Annotated in this window: 16 protein-coding genes and 1 riboswitch; of the genes, 7 read left to right on the forward strand and 9 right to left on the reverse strand. The window is 68.3% G+C overall.

Annotated elements, in window-relative coordinates:
* The first annotated feature begins 44 nt into the window (after positions 1-44).
* The 3 genes from guaA (at position 45) to purQ (ending at position 2,674) form a co-directional block, all read left to right on the forward strand.
* Entirely contained in the window at positions 45-1,616 is a 1,572-nt protein-coding gene (gene guaA, locus FV217_RS05320) for a glutamine-hydrolyzing GMP synthase (RefSeq protein WP_147815026.1), read from the forward strand.
* 135 nt (positions 1,617-1,751) lie between these two features.
* The gene (gene purS / locus FV217_RS05325) at positions 1,752-1,994 is read left to right on the forward strand and encodes a phosphoribosylformylglycinamidine synthase subunit PurS (protein ID WP_147815028.1); all 243 of its coding nucleotides are present in this window, start codon (positions 1,752-1,754) and stop codon (positions 1,992-1,994) included.
* Positions 1,994-2,674, forward strand: coding sequence for a phosphoribosylformylglycinamidine synthase subunit PurQ (gene purQ, locus FV217_RS05330; RefSeq protein WP_147815030.1), 681 nt, complete (start codon positions 1,994-1,996; stop codon positions 2,672-2,674). Before purS ends, purQ begins: the two co-directional genes overlap by 1 nt.
* Before the next feature lie 59 nt (positions 2,675-2,733).
* On the opposite strand, the gene FV217_RS05335 is transcribed toward purQ, so the two are convergent.
* The 3 genes from FV217_RS05335 to FV217_RS05345 all read right to left on the reverse strand — a co-directional run bounded on the left by FV217_RS05335 (position 2,734) and on the right by FV217_RS05345 (position 4,453).
* On the reverse strand, positions 2,734-3,279 hold the full coding sequence (locus tag FV217_RS05335; protein ID WP_147815032.1) for an adenine phosphoribosyltransferase: 546 nt from the start codon (positions 3,277-3,279) through the stop codon (positions 2,734-2,736).
* 71 nt (positions 3,280-3,350) lie between these two features.
* Positions 3,351-3,587: a hypothetical protein gene (locus FV217_RS23320; RefSeq protein ID WP_147815132.1), complete on the reverse strand. Its 237-nt coding sequence runs from the start codon at positions 3,585-3,587 to the stop codon at positions 3,351-3,353.
* Between the two features lie 59 nt (positions 3,588-3,646).
* Entirely contained in the window at positions 3,647-4,453 is an 807-nt protein-coding gene (locus FV217_RS05345) for an inositol monophosphatase family protein (protein WP_147815034.1), read from the reverse strand.
* Between the two features lie 180 nt (positions 4,454-4,633).
* Here FV217_RS05345 and FV217_RS05350 point away from each other — a divergent pair, with 180 nt between their 5' ends.
* Positions 4,634-5,173, forward strand: coding sequence for a heme-binding protein (locus tag FV217_RS05350; protein WP_187272442.1), 540 nt, complete (start codon positions 4,634-4,636; stop codon positions 5,171-5,173).
* Here FV217_RS05350 and FV217_RS05355 read toward each other — a convergent pair.
* The 5 genes from FV217_RS05355 to FV217_RS05380 all read right to left on the reverse strand — a co-directional run bounded on the left by FV217_RS05355 (position 5,149) and on the right by FV217_RS05380 (position 10,178).
* Positions 5,149-5,922: a thiamine phosphate synthase gene (locus FV217_RS05355; protein WP_147815134.1), complete on the reverse strand. Its 774-nt coding sequence runs from the start codon at positions 5,920-5,922 to the stop codon at positions 5,149-5,151. The two genes, FV217_RS05350 and FV217_RS05355, sit on opposite strands and share 25 nt — an antisense overlap.
* A complete protein-coding gene (locus FV217_RS05360) occupies positions 5,916-6,719 on the reverse strand; it encodes a thiazole synthase (RefSeq protein WP_147815038.1) in 804 nt (267 codons plus the stop codon). The genes FV217_RS05355 and FV217_RS05360 overlap by 7 nt, the downstream gene beginning before the upstream one ends.
* 23 nt (positions 6,720-6,742) lie before the next feature.
* Positions 6,743-6,952 (reverse strand): sulfur carrier protein ThiS, encoded by a 210-nt coding sequence (thiS, locus tag FV217_RS05365; protein WP_147815040.1) that lies wholly within the window; start codon positions 6,950-6,952, stop codon positions 6,743-6,745.
* Positions 6,949-8,172, reverse strand: coding sequence for a glycine oxidase ThiO (gene thiO / locus FV217_RS05370; RefSeq protein ID WP_147815042.1), 1,224 nt, complete (start codon positions 8,170-8,172; stop codon positions 6,949-6,951). The genes thiS and thiO overlap by 4 nt, the downstream gene beginning before the upstream one ends.
* Positions 8,173-8,240: 68 nt before the next feature.
* A riboswitch (TPP riboswitch) is annotated at positions 8,241-8,362 on the reverse strand.
* Between the two features lie 469 nt (positions 8,363-8,831).
* Positions 8,832-10,178 (reverse strand): adenylate/guanylate cyclase domain-containing protein, encoded by a 1,347-nt coding sequence (locus FV217_RS05380; protein ID WP_147815044.1) that lies wholly within the window; start codon positions 10,176-10,178, stop codon positions 8,832-8,834.
* 400 nt (positions 10,179-10,578) lie between these two features.
* Here FV217_RS05380 and FV217_RS05385 point away from each other — a divergent pair, with 400 nt between their 5' ends.
* A complete protein-coding gene (locus tag FV217_RS05385) occupies positions 10,579-10,905 on the forward strand; it encodes a hypothetical protein (protein WP_246682717.1) in 327 nt (108 codons plus the stop codon).
* A gap of 155 nt (positions 10,906-11,060) precedes the next feature.
* Here the strand turns inward: FV217_RS05385 and FV217_RS05390 are convergent, their stop codons facing one another.
* Positions 11,061-12,077, reverse strand: coding sequence for an AraC family transcriptional regulator (locus FV217_RS05390; RefSeq protein WP_147815048.1), 1,017 nt, complete (start codon positions 12,075-12,077; stop codon positions 11,061-11,063).
* Positions 12,078-12,286: 209 nt separating this feature from the next.
* On the opposite strand from FV217_RS05390, the gene FV217_RS05395 reads away from it, so the two are divergent.
* Positions 12,287-13,291 carry a helix-turn-helix domain-containing protein gene (locus FV217_RS05395; RefSeq protein ID WP_147815050.1) on the forward strand — a complete coding sequence of 335 codons (1,005 nt, stop codon included), beginning with the start codon at positions 12,287-12,289 and terminating at the stop codon, positions 13,289-13,291.
* Positions 13,288-14,568, forward strand: coding sequence for an MFS transporter (locus FV217_RS05400; protein ID WP_246682718.1), 1,281 nt, complete (start codon positions 13,288-13,290; stop codon positions 14,566-14,568). Before FV217_RS05395 ends, FV217_RS05400 begins: the two co-directional genes overlap by 4 nt.
* Positions 14,569-14,598 lie beyond the last annotated feature (30 nt).

Below are 14,598 nucleotides of genomic sequence, written 5' to 3' on the forward strand. Positions count from 1 at the left end.
CCGGAGCGCTCGTCTAACCCGGTCGGCGACACGCCCGAGGCCCCATGACGTCCCTGCTCGACACCTCCCATCACGACAAGATCCTGATCGTCGATTTCGGCTCGCAGGTGACGCAGCTCATCGCGCGCCGCGTGCGCGAGGAGGGCGTCTATTGCGAGATCGTGCCGTTCACGAAGGCCGACGCGGCCTTCGACGAGCACCGGCCGAAGGGCGTGATCCTCTCCGGCGGTCCGGAATCGGTCACCAGTGAGTTGTCGCCGCGCGCCCCGCAAAAGATCTTCGAGGCCGGCATCCCGGTGCTCGGCATCTGCTACGGCCAGCAGACCATGGCAGCCCAGCTCGGCGGCGAGGTCGAGGCCGGACACCATGCCGAGTTCGGCCGAGCCGAAGTCGAGATTCTGTCCGACTCGCCCCTATTCGAGGGCGTCTGGCATGTCGGCGAAAAGTACCCGGTCTGGATGAGCCACGGTGACCGCGTCACCAAGCTGCCCGAGGGTTTTGCCACCATCGCGATGTCGCGCAACGCGCCCTTCGCCGCCGTGGCGGACGAGTCGCGAAAGTACTACGCTGTACAGTTCCACCCCGAGGTGCACCACACCCCGCACGGCGCCCTGCTGATCCGCAACTTCGTGCGCGACATCGCGGGCTGCTCGGGCGACTGGACCATGGGTGCCTACCGCGAGGAGGCGATCCAGAAAATCCGCGAGCAGGTCGGCTCCGAGAAAGTGATTTGCGGGCTCTCCGGCGGCGTCGATTCCTCCGTGGCGGCAGTGCTGATCCACGAGGCGATCGGCGAGCAGCTGACCTGCGTCTTCGTCGACCACGGCCTGCTGCGGCAGGGCGAGGGCGAGGAGGTCGTCCGACTGTTTCGCGACCACTACAACATCCCGCTCGTGCACGTGCAGGCGCAGGACATGTTCATCGACGCGCTCGAAGGCGTCGACGACCCGGAGGTCAAGCGCAAGACGATCGGCCGTCTGTTCATCGACGTATTCGACGCGGAGGCGAAGAAGCTCGGTGGCGCCGGCTTTCTCGCCCAGGGCACGCTCTACCCAGACGTGATCGAAAGCGTGTCGTTCTCCGGTGGCCCCTCGGTGACGATCAAGAGCCACCACAATGTCGGCGGCCTGCCCGAGCGCATGAACATGAAGCTCGTCGAGCCCCTGCGCGAGCTGTTCAAGGACGAGGTTCGGCTCCTCGGCAAGGAGCTCGGCCTGCCCGAGAGCTTCGTCGGCCGCCACCCTTTCCCCGGCCCCGGCCTCGCGATCCGCTGCCCCGGCATGATCACCCGCGAGAAACTCGAGGCGCTGCGCAAGGCCGACGCGATCTATCTCGACGAGATCCGTCAAGCCGGCCTCTACGACACGATCTGGCAGGCGTTTGCCGTGATCCTGCCGGTGAAGACGGTGGGCGTGATGGGCGACGGCCGCACCTACGACCACGTCTGCGCGCTCCGCGCCGTCACCTCGATCGACGGCATGACCGCCGACTTCCACCCCTTCGAGATGGCCTTCCTCGGCCGCGTCGCGACACGGATCATCAACGAGGTGAAGGGCATCAACCGGGTGACCTACGATATCACCTCGAAGCCGCCTGGGACGATCGAGTGGGAGTAGGCCGTCACCGGCGGGGCTGAAACGAGGCAGCCCACAAACCGATCACCCTGTGGCGCCCTTCGTCTCCGCCCTATCCGGCACGCAGCCGAACCGGTATGGAGAAGGCAACGTCGTCCTCGAAGTTCAAGAGCTCACATGACCAAGGCTCGTATCGTCGTCACCCTGAAGACCGGAGTTTTGGACCCTCAGGGTAAGGCCATCGAGGCCGCCCTGAAGTCCCTCGGTATTCAGGACGTCGGAAGTGTCCGCCAGGGCAAGGTGTTCGACGTCGAGATCAAGGGCGACGACCCGGTCCAGGCCGAAAACACGCTCAAGACTGCTTGCGAGAAGCTTCTGGCGAACACGGTGGTCGAGAACTACTCGATCGAGATCGCCTGATGCGTGCGGCCGTCATCGTCTTCCCCGGCTCCAATCGCGATGCCGACGTCACCCGCGCGCTCACCCTAGCCGGCGCCGAAGTGACGAAGGTCTGGCACGCGGACACCGAGCTGCCGGCCGGAACGGACCTCGCTGTGCTGCCGGGCGGCTTCTCCTACGGCGATTACCTGCGCTGCGGCGCCATCGCCGGGCGTGCGGCCGCGATGGATGCGGTTCGAGCGCATGCGGCCCGCGGCGGCCTCGTGCTCGGCATCTGCAACGGCTTCCAGATCCTGTGCGAATCGGGCCTGCTGCCGGGCGTGCTGATGCGCAACGTCGACCGCCGCTTCATCTGCCACCGGCAGATGCTGCGGGTGGAGCGGGCCGACACGCGCTTCACGGGGGCCTACACCAAGGGTCAGGTCATCGACGTCTGCGTCGCCCATGGCGAGGGCAACTACTTCGCCGATCCCGAGACGGTCGCCCGGCTCGAGGGCGAGGGCCGCATCGCTTTCCGCTACAGCGATGCCGCCGGCGAACTGACGGTGGACGCGAACCGCAACGGCTCGCTGAACGCCATCGCCGGCATCTACTCGGAAAAACTCAACGTGCTCGGGATGATGCCCCACCCCGAAAACTTCGTCGAAGACCTGATCGGCGGAACGGACGGACGCGGCCTGTTCGAGAGTCTCGCCGCCTAACCAGGGTGTCCAGAGGGCTCAGCCCTCCGGCAGGAGCGCGAGGGCAGAGCCCTCGCCGCTCAGTGCCCTTCGAACTCCATGAGGGTCCGCACCGGGACGCCGAGGTCGCGCAGCTTCTGCGCCCCGCCGATTTCCGGCAGGTCGATCACGAAGCAGGCTGCGACGACCTCCGCCCCGAGCTGGCGCAGCAGGTTCACCGCCGCCGTGGCGGTGCCGCCGGTGGCGATGAGGTCGTCGACCAGCAGCACCTTGTCGCCCGGCTTGATCGCGTCGACGTGGATCTCGATCTCGTCGGTGCCGTATTCCAGCGCGTAGGCGAGCGAGACCTTGGTGTGGGGCAGCTTGCCCTTCTTGCGGATCGGCACGAAGCCCGACGAGAGCTGGTGCGCCACCGCGCCGCCGAGGATGAAGCCGCGCGCCTCGATCCCCGCGACCTGATCGATCCGCCCGCCGGCATAGGGATGGACGAGGGAATCGACCGCCCGCCGGAACGAGCGCGGGTCGCTGAGCAGGGTGGTGATATCGCGAAAGACGATGCCCGGCTTCGGGTAATCCGGAATCGAACGGATCGAGTCCTTGAGTGCGCTGTGCTTGCGGGCGTCCATGCGGATCGGCTCTTCGTCTGGAATGTTCAGTGCCGTTTAAGGCAAACGGGATGACCGGCGCCAGACCGGCGTTAACGTCTCATCGATCGGAAGCGACAGTAACCGCCCATGCTCTCGTAGCCGGCAGGGCAGCGGCGAACGCAAGCGCCGGCCGCGTATTTCAGGGGTGGCCTGCAGGCGTTCCGAAAGCGCTTCTCGCCGAAGAGATAGGATTGCGCCGGACTTTGTGCGGATGCCGGGCCAGCCGCGCCGAACGGCAACGCGACGAGGAGGACGAGGACAGCGCTTCGAGTGACGCGGCTGGACATGATGGCTCCGGTGATCACTGATCCGTCGACACGATCCGCGCCGCTCAATTCGGTCGAGGCTACGCGTTCGCCTTGCGCAGGATCGCGATCAGCTCGCGATGCAGTACCTCGTTGCCGGCTGCGACCGACTTCGCCGCCGTCTTGGCGGCCAGGGGCTCGGCGCCGCCGTCGGCGTTGGTGGCGAAGCCGCCGGCCTCGCGCACCAGGATGATGCCGGCCGCGATGTCCCAGGAGTTGATGTCGCGCTCCCAGTAGAAGTCGCTGCGTCCGCAGGCGACGTAGGCGAGATCGAGCGCCGCCGAGCCGAACCGGCGCGCGCCGCCGGTGATCGCCATCACGGCGGCGACCTCCTTCAGCAGGCGGTGCGGGTCGCCGCGGCCGAGATAGGGCGAGCCGTAGGCGACGAGGGCGTCGGCCAGCTCGGAGCGGCCCGAGACGCGCAGGCGGCGGTTGTTCAGGTAAGCGCCCTTGCCGCGCTCGGCCATGAACAGCTCGTCCTTGATCGGATCGTAGATCACGCCCGCGACGACCATTCCGTCGCGCTCGAGCCCGACCGAGATCGCGAAATGCGGGATGCCGTGCAGGAAGTTGGTGGTGCCGTCGAGCGGGTCGACATGCCAGGTGTGACTCTTGTCGGAGCCCTCGATCACGCCGTCCTCTTCGAGCACCAGGCCATAGCCGGGCCGCGCCTTCATCAACGCGTCGCGCAGAATTTCCTCGGCCTTGCGGTCTGCGGCCGAGACGAAGTTGCCGGGGCCCTTGCGCGAGACCTGCAGGTTCTCGACCTCGCCGAAATCGCGCTTGAGGCCGCGGGCGGCCTTGCGCACGGCGTCGACCATGACGGTCATCAGGGGTGAGTTGATCATGCGGCGTCCGTGTCCGGCCCGATGCCGGCGCGCTGGAAAGGATCGGGATTTGAAGGGGTTCTATACGCGTCGCGCCGCAGCGCCATAGGGCCGGGCGATTTTCTGCGCTCGCCGCGCATTGCCCGCGTCATACATGCATCCCGTGCAAGAGACCGGAAGGTCTTGGCCCGAGGAAACACCATGCGTCCGATCGACTTCGCCGTGGCGACACTCGTCCTCGCGATCGGCACGGGGTCCGTCTGCGCCCACCAGCCGGCGCCCGCCGCACCCAATCTTCCCGAAAAGATCCCGTTCGGCGTCCCCTACGGCGCGCCGGTCGGCCTTGAACAGGCCCGTGCGATCGTGTCGGCCACGCAGGCCGAGGCGGAGAAGCGCGGCTGGCCGATGAGCATCGCCGTCGTTTACACGCATGGCGACCTCGTCCATTTCGCCCGGATGGATGGCGCGCAACTCGCCTCGGTCGGCGTCTCCCAGCGCAAGGCCCGGACGGCGGCGCGCTGGCGGCGCGAGACGCGGGTGTTCTTCGAGGCCTACGCCAAGGGGCCGCCGATCTACGGCACGCTCGATCCCGAGCTTGCCGCCTCGCCCGGCGGCATTCCGCTAATCGTCGACGGCAAGCTGATCGGCGCGGTCGGCTGCTCCGGCGGGACGAGCGACCAGGACGTCGGTCGTGTGTCAGGCGGGGATCGACGCCCTCAAGTGAGCGGGTGCAGGGCCTGAAGGTAGCGCCGCGTTGCGGCAGCCGGATCGGCCGCGCGCATGATCCCACCCATCACCGCAATACCGGCGGCGCCCGCTTCGCGGCAGGCCACCGCATGCTCGGGTGCGATGCCGCCGAGCGCGACCACGGGCAGGCCGATGGCGGCGGCTTCGTGCAACCCGTCGAGCCCGAGTGCCGGGCCGTAGCCCGGCTTGCTCGCGGTCGTGAAGATCGGGCTCAGCGTGGCGTAGTCGGCGCCGGCCTCTCTAGCGCGGCGAACGTCGCCGAGGCTGTGAGCGGAAACGCCGACGACGAACGCTTCTCGCCCCCTGCCTTTCCGCCGAGGAGCCTCATCCGTCATTGCGAGCGTAGCGAAGCAATCCAGGGCCGACACGCCGACGCCAGTGCGTTGGCCCTGGATTGCTTCGACTTCGCCTCGCAATGACGGCTCGAGGTCTACTGCTCGATCGCCGAACGCGTCGGCGGATTTCGGTACGAGCTCCAAGTACGCAGCGCCGAGTTGAACCCCATCCGCATCGATCTCGGCAGCCAAAACCGCGTCGCCGCCGATCGTCAGCCGGCCGCCGGCGGTGCGCACGAGGGCGAGCAGTTCTAACGCCAGATCACGCCGTGTCGCCGGCTCCAGGTCCTTGTCGCGAAACCAGATCCAGCGCGCGCCCCCGTCGAGCACCGCCCGGACCGTCTCGACGAGCGGCCGCGCCGACCCGTGGCGGTCGGTGACGACAAGCAGCGGCGATGGGATCAAGATCCGACGAGGCCGAGCTGCGGGCTCGAAGGCTCGGCGCGGCCCCGGCGCGGGATGCGTCCGGCGAGATGGGCCAGCCGTCCTGCCTCGACGGCGTGACGCATGGCGGCTGCCATCCGCACCGGATCGTCCGCCTTGGCGACCGCCGTGTTGATCAGGCAGGCCGCCGCACCGAGCTCCATGGCAATCACCGCGTCGGACGCCGTGCCGATGCCGGCATCGACGATGACCGGCACCGGGGAGCGGCGGCAGATCAGTTCGAGATTGGCCGGGTTCGCCACGCCCATGCCGGAGCCGATCAGCGAGCCCATCGGCATCACGGCGGCGCAGCCCATGTCGGCAAGCCGCTCGCAGATCACCGGATCGTCGTTGCAATAGGGCAGCACCGTGAAGCCGTCGTCCACGAGGTGGCGGCAGGCCTCCATCAGCTCGACGACGTCGGGATAGAGCGTCTCGCGGTTGCCGATGACCTCGACCTTGATCCAGGTCGTGTCGAGGGCTTCGCGGGCGAGCTCAGCGGTCATGATCGCGTCGCGGGCGGTCTCGCAACCCGCCGTGTTGGGCAGGAAGCGCTTGCCCTTGAGCTTCTGGAAGGTGTCCGAGCCGTGGCCCTGCAGCGAGACGCGGCGGATCGAGGCGGTGACGACCTCGGCGCCGGAAGCGCGCACGGAATCCGCCATGATGCCTTGGCTCGGGTAGCCGGCCGTGCCGATGAACAGCCGCGAGGCGAGTTTCTGGCCCGCGATCTCGAGGAGATCGTCGCCGGCTTGCGCTGCGAGATTCGTATCGTGATGGGCCATGGAAGAACCCTTCTTTCCTGCGTTCAGCCACCCTGCATGGCGCGGACGATCTCGATGCGGTCGCCCTCGCTCAGCGGGGTTTCGGCCCAATCCGTCCTGCGCACGACCCGGCCGTTGAGGGCGATGGCGATGCCTTCCGCCGGCAGAGCCCGTTCCTCGGCCTCGATCGCGAACAAGGCCGCGACGTTCCCGGCCTCGTGCTCGCGCGGCTCGCCGTTGACGATCAACTTCATGCGCCGGCCCTCTGGCGGCGCTCGTCTTCCGCCTGCACGAACCGCGCGAGGCCGAAGCCGCGGCAGACATCCGGCAGCGTCCCTGTCTCCACCAAATCGACCACTGCGTCGGCGGTCGCCGGGGCCAGGAGATAGCCGTTGCGGTGGTGGCCGGTGGCGATGACGAGGCCGTTCGGCAGGGCATCGACGATGGGGGCGTCGTCGTCGGAGGTTGGGCGGAATCCGCTCCAGACAGCCTCGACCTCCATCTCCTCGACACCCGGCAGAACCTGGCGCGCACCCTCCAACAGGGCGAAGAGTCCGCCCGCGGTGACGCCGTCGCGAAAGCCGCAATCCTCCACCGTGGCGCCGACGATGAGGGAGCCATCTCCTTTCGGGGCCATGTGAATCTGCTCTGTCCAGACCATGTGCGCCAGGGTGCCGGTGCGCTTCGTCGTCTTCAGCGCGAGGGACTGTCCCTTGATCGGCCGCACCGGCAGAATGAGCCCATTCGGCAGCAGACCGCCCTGCCCGCTCCAGGCACCGGTAGCGAGGATCACGGTGTCGGCTGCGATGCTGCCTTGGCTCGTCACGATGCCTGACGTGCGTTCGCCGCGATAGGCGACGTGATCGACGGCGAGACCCTCGACGATGCCGACCCCGGCCGCGTCGCAGGCCCGCACCAGCGCCTGCATGACGAGCCGCGGATCGACCTGGGCATCGCGCGGGCAGAAGATCCCAGCGGTCACGTTCGGCCGCAGCAGCGGTTCGCGGGTGCGGACCTGCGGGCCGGAGAGCCATTCGGCGGCGACGCCCGAGCGGCGCTGGAGATCGTGGCGGAAGCGGAGCCGTTCGACCTCGTCGCGGCCGATGGCGAGCACCAGGGTGCCCTCCTCCCGGTAATCGATGCCGACGCCCGACGCCTGCTGCAACGCATCGCGAAACGCGGGCCAGCGGCGGAGGCTGTCGAGCGCCAGCGGCAGGAGCAGGTCGGAGCCGGGCTCGTGCTCGGCGGCCGGCGCCAGCATGCCGGTGGCGGCGAGGCTCGCCCCGGCGCCGACGGTGTCGCGCTCGATCACCGTGACGGAGCGGCCGGTGCCCGCGAGCCGCCAGGCGATCGACAGGCCGATCAACCCGCCGCCGACCACGACGACATCGGCGTGCTCCGGCAGCGCGGCCGGGCGCGGACGCAGGCCGGAATCGCGTCGAAGACCGATCGGGGATGTCAGGACAGCCGACACGAGGCCTCCACGGTTGCCCGCAAGGAATGGTGCCGCGCGCTTCGGTGAAGCTGGGGCATCTGTCGAAAAAGACACCCGCGGTCCAATCCCTACGCCGGTATGAGCCGGATCAGGTTCGAAGGATTTCCGCGCTGCCGTGAGGCGACTAGCGGTGTCTCAGCCCCTTGTCGGGGATCTCCCTGGAATGCTGCTGATGTGGGCCGGGATGCAGGAGAGGTCAATCCCCGCGCCGATCGTCGCGCTTCTTAAAATCCGTGCGGTTCCGGCGAGATCTACGTGGAGGCCGTGGCGATCCCGGGCGGCCGTCTCGGCACGGGCCTGCTCGGGATGTCGTTCCTGTCGCGGTTGCGGAATTTCAGCGTGGCCGGCGCGCGGATCACGCTACGGGGGTAGCGAGCCGACAGCGCGGATCAGACCAGGGTGGGCAGCAGACTGACCCACGACGTAGCATTCAATGTCGAAGAGGTCAGAACAAGCAGCCTTTATAGGCGTGTTCGCTCTCACCGAATGTAGCGCCTCCCAATACAGCTTTTGGCTGACGGGCGCGGTTACGCTTTAATCCACACTGCGGACCCCTCGTTCGGGTAGCCGAACCACATCATCATCCGCACCAGATGCGACCCTGTCGTACTGTGTGCAGACTGACGCTCCGAAGAGAATCAATCCGCGTCCTGCGCCAGCGCCGCCGCGATCACCATGCCCGGCGGTGAGCCGCGATCGGCGCCCTGGCCGAGCGAGGCCTTGGCCGGCCTCTTCCGGCCCGGCCGGTAGACCTCCATCGGCTCCGAAAATCCGTCGAGGCCGTGCTCGCCAAGGGATTCCGGGTCGCCCCAGAGGAAATCGACGAACGGCTTCGACATCAGAAGTGGCTCGCCCAGCGTCCGGTTCAACCGCGAGAGGCGGCTGGCGAGGTTCACGTCGCGGCCGATCACGGTGAAGTCGAGCCGGGTGCCCGACCCGACATTGCCGTAAGCGGCCTCGCCGTGGTGGAGCGCGATGCCCGCCGCCACCGGCTTGCCGCCGAAGCGGTCGAGGGCGTTGGCCTCGGCCAGCGCCTCGAGCGCACCCTGCGCCGCCGTCAGCGCGCCCTTGGCCGCGCCGCCGAGGTCGTCGCCGGGTTCGCGGAAGATCGCGAGCAGGCCGTCGCCGAGATATTTCAGGACCTCGCCGCCCTCGCGCTCGATCGCCGGCACGAGGCAATCGAAGAAATGGTTGAGGAGCTCGACCGCTTCCTCGGGTGTCAGGTCGGCCGAGAGGCGGGTGTAGTCGCGCATGTCGGCGAACAGGATCGCCGAGCGGATGCGCTTCACCTGTCCGCGCCGAATGTCGCCCGAGAGAATCGCCCGGTGTGGCTCGTCGCCGACATAGATCCGAAGCACCTGGTCGAGTTGCTTGTTGACGATCCGCATCTCCATCACCGCGGCCAGCGCCGGCATGATGAAGCGCAGGATCGCGATGTCCTCGTCGGCGAATCCGTCCTTCGCCCGGGTTGCGAGGGTGAGGCCGTTATGGGTGCCGTTGGTAAAGAACACCGGCACGACGACGTAGGCCGTGTAGCCCTCGGCCTTCAGCTCCGGGATGATCGAGAACAATCCGTCATCGGTCTCGGCCAGATCGAGGATCAGCCACTCGCCGCTCTGGTGGACGGCGTGGAACGGGCTCTCGCGATAGGCCGCGTCCGAAGCCTCGCCGTGCGGAAACAGCCGCACCGTGGTGCCCGCCTCGCGGGACCAGACCCGGCCGACGCCCGAATATTCCGAATGCAGGGTGTCGATCGCGGTGGAGGCACGGTCGACGGGCACGCCGACATCGATCAGGCGTTGCGCCAATCCCGACAGCAGGTCGCTGGCATTTTGCAGCCGCGCGCCCTCGCCCAGCAGCCAGTCGCGGATGCCCACGCTCTGCTGGATCGCGCCGAACGGAACGTCCTGCGCCTCGGAGCCGTCGGCGAAGGCGGTGGGAGCGAGCGCTTTCGGTGGCTGCTGCGTGGCGTCCTCGTCGAGCATATGGCCAAGGTGGGTGCGGCGCAGGGCAAAGCAAGGTTTGCAGGATGGATCGTGTCGCGATGCGAACGCAAGCGGGTGACAACCTCGGGTAGACCTGCCGGCTGCCTGATCGCGTGCCTCGACATAGCCCGAAATCGTCCGGCCGCCGACAGCCAATTTTCATGGACGCGTCGTGCCGGACTCCCAAGGTGCCGCCAGGGCTCTACCGCGGCCTTCAAGCCTGTGGACTGAGATGCCGGATCAAGACTTTGGGACGCTGGGACAATGCAACCCCGGGGCCGCCGCCCTAACGAGCTTTTGCGAGGTTCAACAGATCGGGTTTGCCCGAGGGTCCTTCGCCTTCGAACTCCCGGGACTATTCCTAATGCCGAATTCCGTACTTCGTCTCACCGCTCTAGCCGTGATTTTCGCTCCGAGCCTCGCCATGGCCCAGGCCCAGCAGGACTTCACGCTCGTCAACCGCACCGGCTACCAGATCGACGAAGTCTATGTCGGGCCGGTCAGCAGCTCCGAGTGGGGCAAGGACGTGATGGGCAAGGAAGCGATCGACGACGGCGAGAGCGCCGACATCAGCTTCCAGGGCGGCGGCGGCTGCAAGTGGGACATCCGGGTCGTCTACAACGATGGCGACGCCGCGGAATTCCACAACGTGAACCTCTGCAACATCAGCAAGGTCAGCCTATTCTGGAACCGCAAGGCCGGCACCACGCGCGCGGTCGCCGAGTAATACCGAAAGGCGATGAGCCCGGCTCATCGCCTTTCGGCCGCGCGACGGCGGCCGTCCGCCGGACGCGCCGATCGGCCGGTCTCGACGCACAGCGCTAGGGTTGCCTGCCCCTGAGGGTCCGATGCCGTGGGGGCGGCATCGGACCCTCAGGGGCTTCAAAGCTCCTTGAACCAGTCCTCGATGACGGCCCCGGATGCGGGGAGCACGACGCGGACGCCAGCGCGCGCCTTGTCGCGCAGGGCGGCAGGCGAATAGCCGAACGCGTCCTGGAAGGCCCGCCGAAAACTGCGCTCCTGCCGGAAGCCGAAGCGCGCCGCGATCTGCACGACCGGCACGTCGACCATGCGCCGCGAGGCGATCTCGCGGTGCGCCCGCGCGAGACGCAGCCGGCGGATGGTGGCGGCGACGTCGCCCGTCGCGCTCATGAGGCGATACAGCCGGGAGCGCGACAGGGCGAAGGCCCGGCAGATCATGTCGGGTCCGAGATCCGGATCGGAGAGATGTTCTTCGACATAGCGCCGGATGTCCTTCGCTGTCTCGACGTTCTCGTCGGCGCCGGCCGGCTGCAGGGGCGGCGCTCGGTTGAGACAGGTCGCGAGGAGTTGCAGGCAACTGCGGCCGGCCATCGCCGCCTTGGCCGGCGCCAGCGATTCGGGCAGGTCGATCAGCGCACGCGTATGCGCGCCAACGATCAGAGCCTCGGGCGAGTCCGGCTTGAACACCCGCCCGTCGAAAGGATCGACCGGCCCCAGCGCCGTTTCGAGCAGCGTGCGGGGAAGCACGATCGCGTTGAAGGTGACGCCCTCCAGTGTGTAGTCGGCCGGGCTCGACAGCTTCGTGATCATGAGCGACCCGATCCCGAAATCCATCCTTCGCCGTCCGCAGGTGCCGTAGCCACGGCCCGCTTCCATGACGTTGATGAAGACATGGTCGAGACCGACGCGCTCGGCCGCCGCCTTCGTCCGAACGAGACGGAAATCGCTCGCCGTGATGCGCCCGACCATCACCGGCCCCAGGCGCCGCCACAGGCTTTCGCTCGTGAAACGCTCGGCCTCCTCGGGCGTCATCTGGATCTCTCCCGACGTCCCCATGGCCTCCTGCCAGGCGGCCCTGCGATAGGCGGCGTCGCCGTCCGAGAGCCGGATGGAATGCCTGACGATGGTCGCCGTCATCAACGCTGTTCTTCCGGATGCGGGCCGTCGCCGCGGTGGCGATCGTCACGGTCAATTCGTCTCGATTTTTTGCACAGTCAAGACGGATCGTCCGGTGCCCGCAAAACGGCGTTGACGGCGCCACGCGGCTGAAACACCCTTTCAATATAAGGGACTAAGCGCTCTTCCGCACTTGCGGACAAGACCGGCAGGCCGTCAGGATCTCACGCGTGGCCACCCCCTCCTTCACATTCGCGTCCGAGACCGAAACGACGGGCTTCGAGGCCTATCGCGACCTCTACGCGGCCGGCTCCGACGTCGCGGCGACCGGTGCTCCGTTCCATGCGCGGGTCGACGGTCACCGCTTCGAGCAATTGCTGCTGTTCGAGCGCCGTCTGGCCGGTGTCGCGCATAGCCGGAACCCCGCTCGGGTGCGGCGGGACGACTTCGACCACTTCACGCTCCAACTCCTCTGCGACGGAACCTTCCAGGGCGGGCCGATCGGCAGCGAGTTGGCGTTGGCACAGGGTGACATCATCCTGTTCGACATGACCCGGCCGCAGCGGACCCTGGCCGAGGGCGCGCATTTCCTGACGGTCGCGCTGCCGCGCGACGTCGTCGAAACGGTCGCGCCGCATGCCGGGAAGTTCCACGGCACCATCCTGCCGCGGGCCAATACGGGACTTCTCGGCGATCTGCTCCGATCGCTGGCACGCCGCCGCGATACGGTTCCGGCGCATTCCGCCGTGCATGTCTCGCGGGCCGTCGCCGAGTTTCTGGCGATCGCGATCGGTACCGATGCGCCCGGCGCGGCGGTTCCGCCGGCGCGGCTGACGGCGATGCGGTTGGAGCGCGCGCAAGCCTTCATCGACGCCCGCCTGGGCGATTCTCGGCTCGACGCGGCCACGATCGCCTCGGGCATCGCGGTCTCCCGCAGCGTGCTCTATCGGCTGTTCGCGCCGGCCGGCGGCGTCGCCCAGTACATCCTGAACAAGCGGCTCGAGCAGATGCGGGCGGCCCTGCGCCATTCCACCGAGAGCCGAAGCGTCTCGACGCTGGCCTACGATTTCGGCTTCTCCAGCGAGAGCCATTGCAGCCGCGCCTTCCGCACGGCCTACGGCCTGCCGCCGGGCCGTTATCGCGCCGAGACGGGCGGTGGGCGCACCACCAGCCCGGAAGATCCGGGCGTCGGCGCCAAGGCCCTGATGGTTGACTGGGTGAGCAAGCTGTATTGAGCTGGTCTTCATCGGACCGGGGAGGCTGGCCTCTGGTCGCCCTCCTGGCCGCCACCCAGCTCGCGGCCTCCAGCGACCGCTTCCTGCTGACATTGGTGGCGACGCCGGTGAAGGCAGCCCTGTCCCTGAGCGATACGCAGCTCGGGCTACTGCAGGGCTCGGCCTACGCCCTGCCCTTCGCCCTCGTCTCACCGCTCCTCGGCCTGCTCGTCGACCGCGGCCATCGCCGCCGCCTGCTGCTCGCCGGCATCCTGCTGTGGAACGTGTCGCTCCTCGCCTTCGGACTCGCGACCGGGTTTCCGGCTCTGCTGGCGAGCCGGTTCGTCCTCGGCCTCGGTCAGGCCTGCATCCTGCCGGCCGCCCTCTCGCTGATGGCGATCCGGCTCGGCCGGAACCGGCTCGGCCGTGGTGTCTCGCTGCTCACCACGGGCTCCAGCCTCGGCCGCAGCGTCGCGCTGCTGGCGGGGGGCGCATTGCTCGGATGGCTGACGGCGCGTGGGTCCGCCGATCTGCCGGTCCTCGGCCGGCTGGCACCGTGGCAGACGCTGTTCGTCCTCGCCGTCCTGCCGAACCTCGTCCTCGCGGCGATGCTGCTGCGCATCCGCGAGGTGCCCGCCTTGTCCGCGCCGGTGCCCCGGATGAAATCCCTCGGTTGGATCCGGCGGCGCTGGCGGGCCTACCTGCCCCATGCCGCCGCGGCGACGGCCTCGGTGCTGATGATCCAGACGCTGGCCGCCTGGGCGCCGACCTTCTACGTACGCGCCTTCGGCTTCACCCCGGCCGAGAGCGGCATGGCCCTGGGGCTGATCGCCCTCCTGGCGGCCCCGTGCGGGCATCTGACGGGCGGCGCCCTCCTCGACCGCATGCGCCGTGCCGGCGATGCCGCGGCCGCCTCGCGGCTGCTCGCCCTGGCCCTGGTCCTGACGGTGCCCGCGACCGTGGTGATGAGCCTTTCGCCGGGCCTCGTTAGCTCGCTCTCGGGATTCGCAGCCCTCGTCGCCGTGTTCGGCTTCGCCAGCCCACCGGGCCTCGGCGGCATCCAGCTCCTGACGCCGCGTTCCCTGCGGGGCGGGGTGAGTGCGTTCTTCCTTGCCACCGTGACCCTCGTGGCCACCGGCACGGGACCGCTCATCGTCGGCATGCTGAACGATGCCGTCTTCGGACTGGCCGGGGTCGGCCACGCGCTGCTCGCGGTGTTTTCGGTCACGGCCGTCCTCGGCACCGGGGCCGCCGTCGCGGCCACGCGCGCCTGGACGCTGCCGGCGCGCCGCCCCTGAACGAAAAAACCCTCCTTGCCGGGCAAGGAG

It is taken from the genome of Methylobacterium sp. WL9, assembly GCF_008040035.1.
GTDB lineage: Bacteria > Pseudomonadota > Alphaproteobacteria > Rhizobiales > Beijerinckiaceae > Methylobacterium > Methylobacterium thuringiense.

What these genes read in the sequence shown, in the direction of transcription:
- FV217_RS05380 (WP_147815044.1), bottom strand. Translation starts at nt 10,178, where the DNA reads ATGCTCGACGAGGACGCCACGCAGCAGCCACCGAAAGCGCTCGCTCCC.
- guaA (WP_147815026.1), top strand. Translation starts at nt 45, where the DNA reads ATGACGTCCCTGCTCGACACCTCCCATCACGACAAGATCCTGATCGTC.
- FV217_RS05360 (WP_147815038.1), bottom strand. Translation starts at nt 6,719, where the DNA reads ATGGCCCATCACGATACGAATCTCGCAGCGCAAGCCGGCGACGATCTC.
- FV217_RS05335 (WP_147815032.1), bottom strand. Translation starts at nt 3,279, where the DNA reads ATGGACGCCCGCAAGCACAGCGCACTCAAGGACTCGATCCGTTCGATT.
- FV217_RS23320 (WP_147815132.1), bottom strand. Translation starts at nt 3,587, where the DNA reads ATGTCCAGCCGCGTCACTCGAAGCGCTGTCCTCGTCCTCCTCGTCGCG.
- purQ (WP_147815030.1), top strand. Translation starts at nt 1,994, where the DNA reads ATGCGTGCGGCCGTCATCGTCTTCCCCGGCTCCAATCGCGATGCCGAC.
- FV217_RS05345 (WP_147815034.1), bottom strand. Translation starts at nt 4,453, where the DNA reads ATGATCAACTCACCCCTGATGACCGTCATGGTCGACGCCGTGCGCAAG.
- thiS (WP_147815040.1), bottom strand. Translation starts at nt 6,952, where the DNA reads ATGAAGTTGATCGTCAACGGCGAGCCGCGCGAGCACGAGGCCGGGAAC.
- FV217_RS05390 (WP_147815048.1), bottom strand. Translation starts at nt 12,077, where the DNA reads ATGACGGCGACCATCGTCAGGCATTCCATCCGGCTCTCGGACGGCGAC.
- FV217_RS05350 (WP_187272442.1), top strand. Translation starts at nt 4,634, where the DNA reads ATGCGTCCGATCGACTTCGCCGTGGCGACACTCGTCCTCGCGATCGGC.
- purS (WP_147815028.1), top strand. Translation starts at nt 1,752, where the DNA reads ATGACCAAGGCTCGTATCGTCGTCACCCTGAAGACCGGAGTTTTGGAC.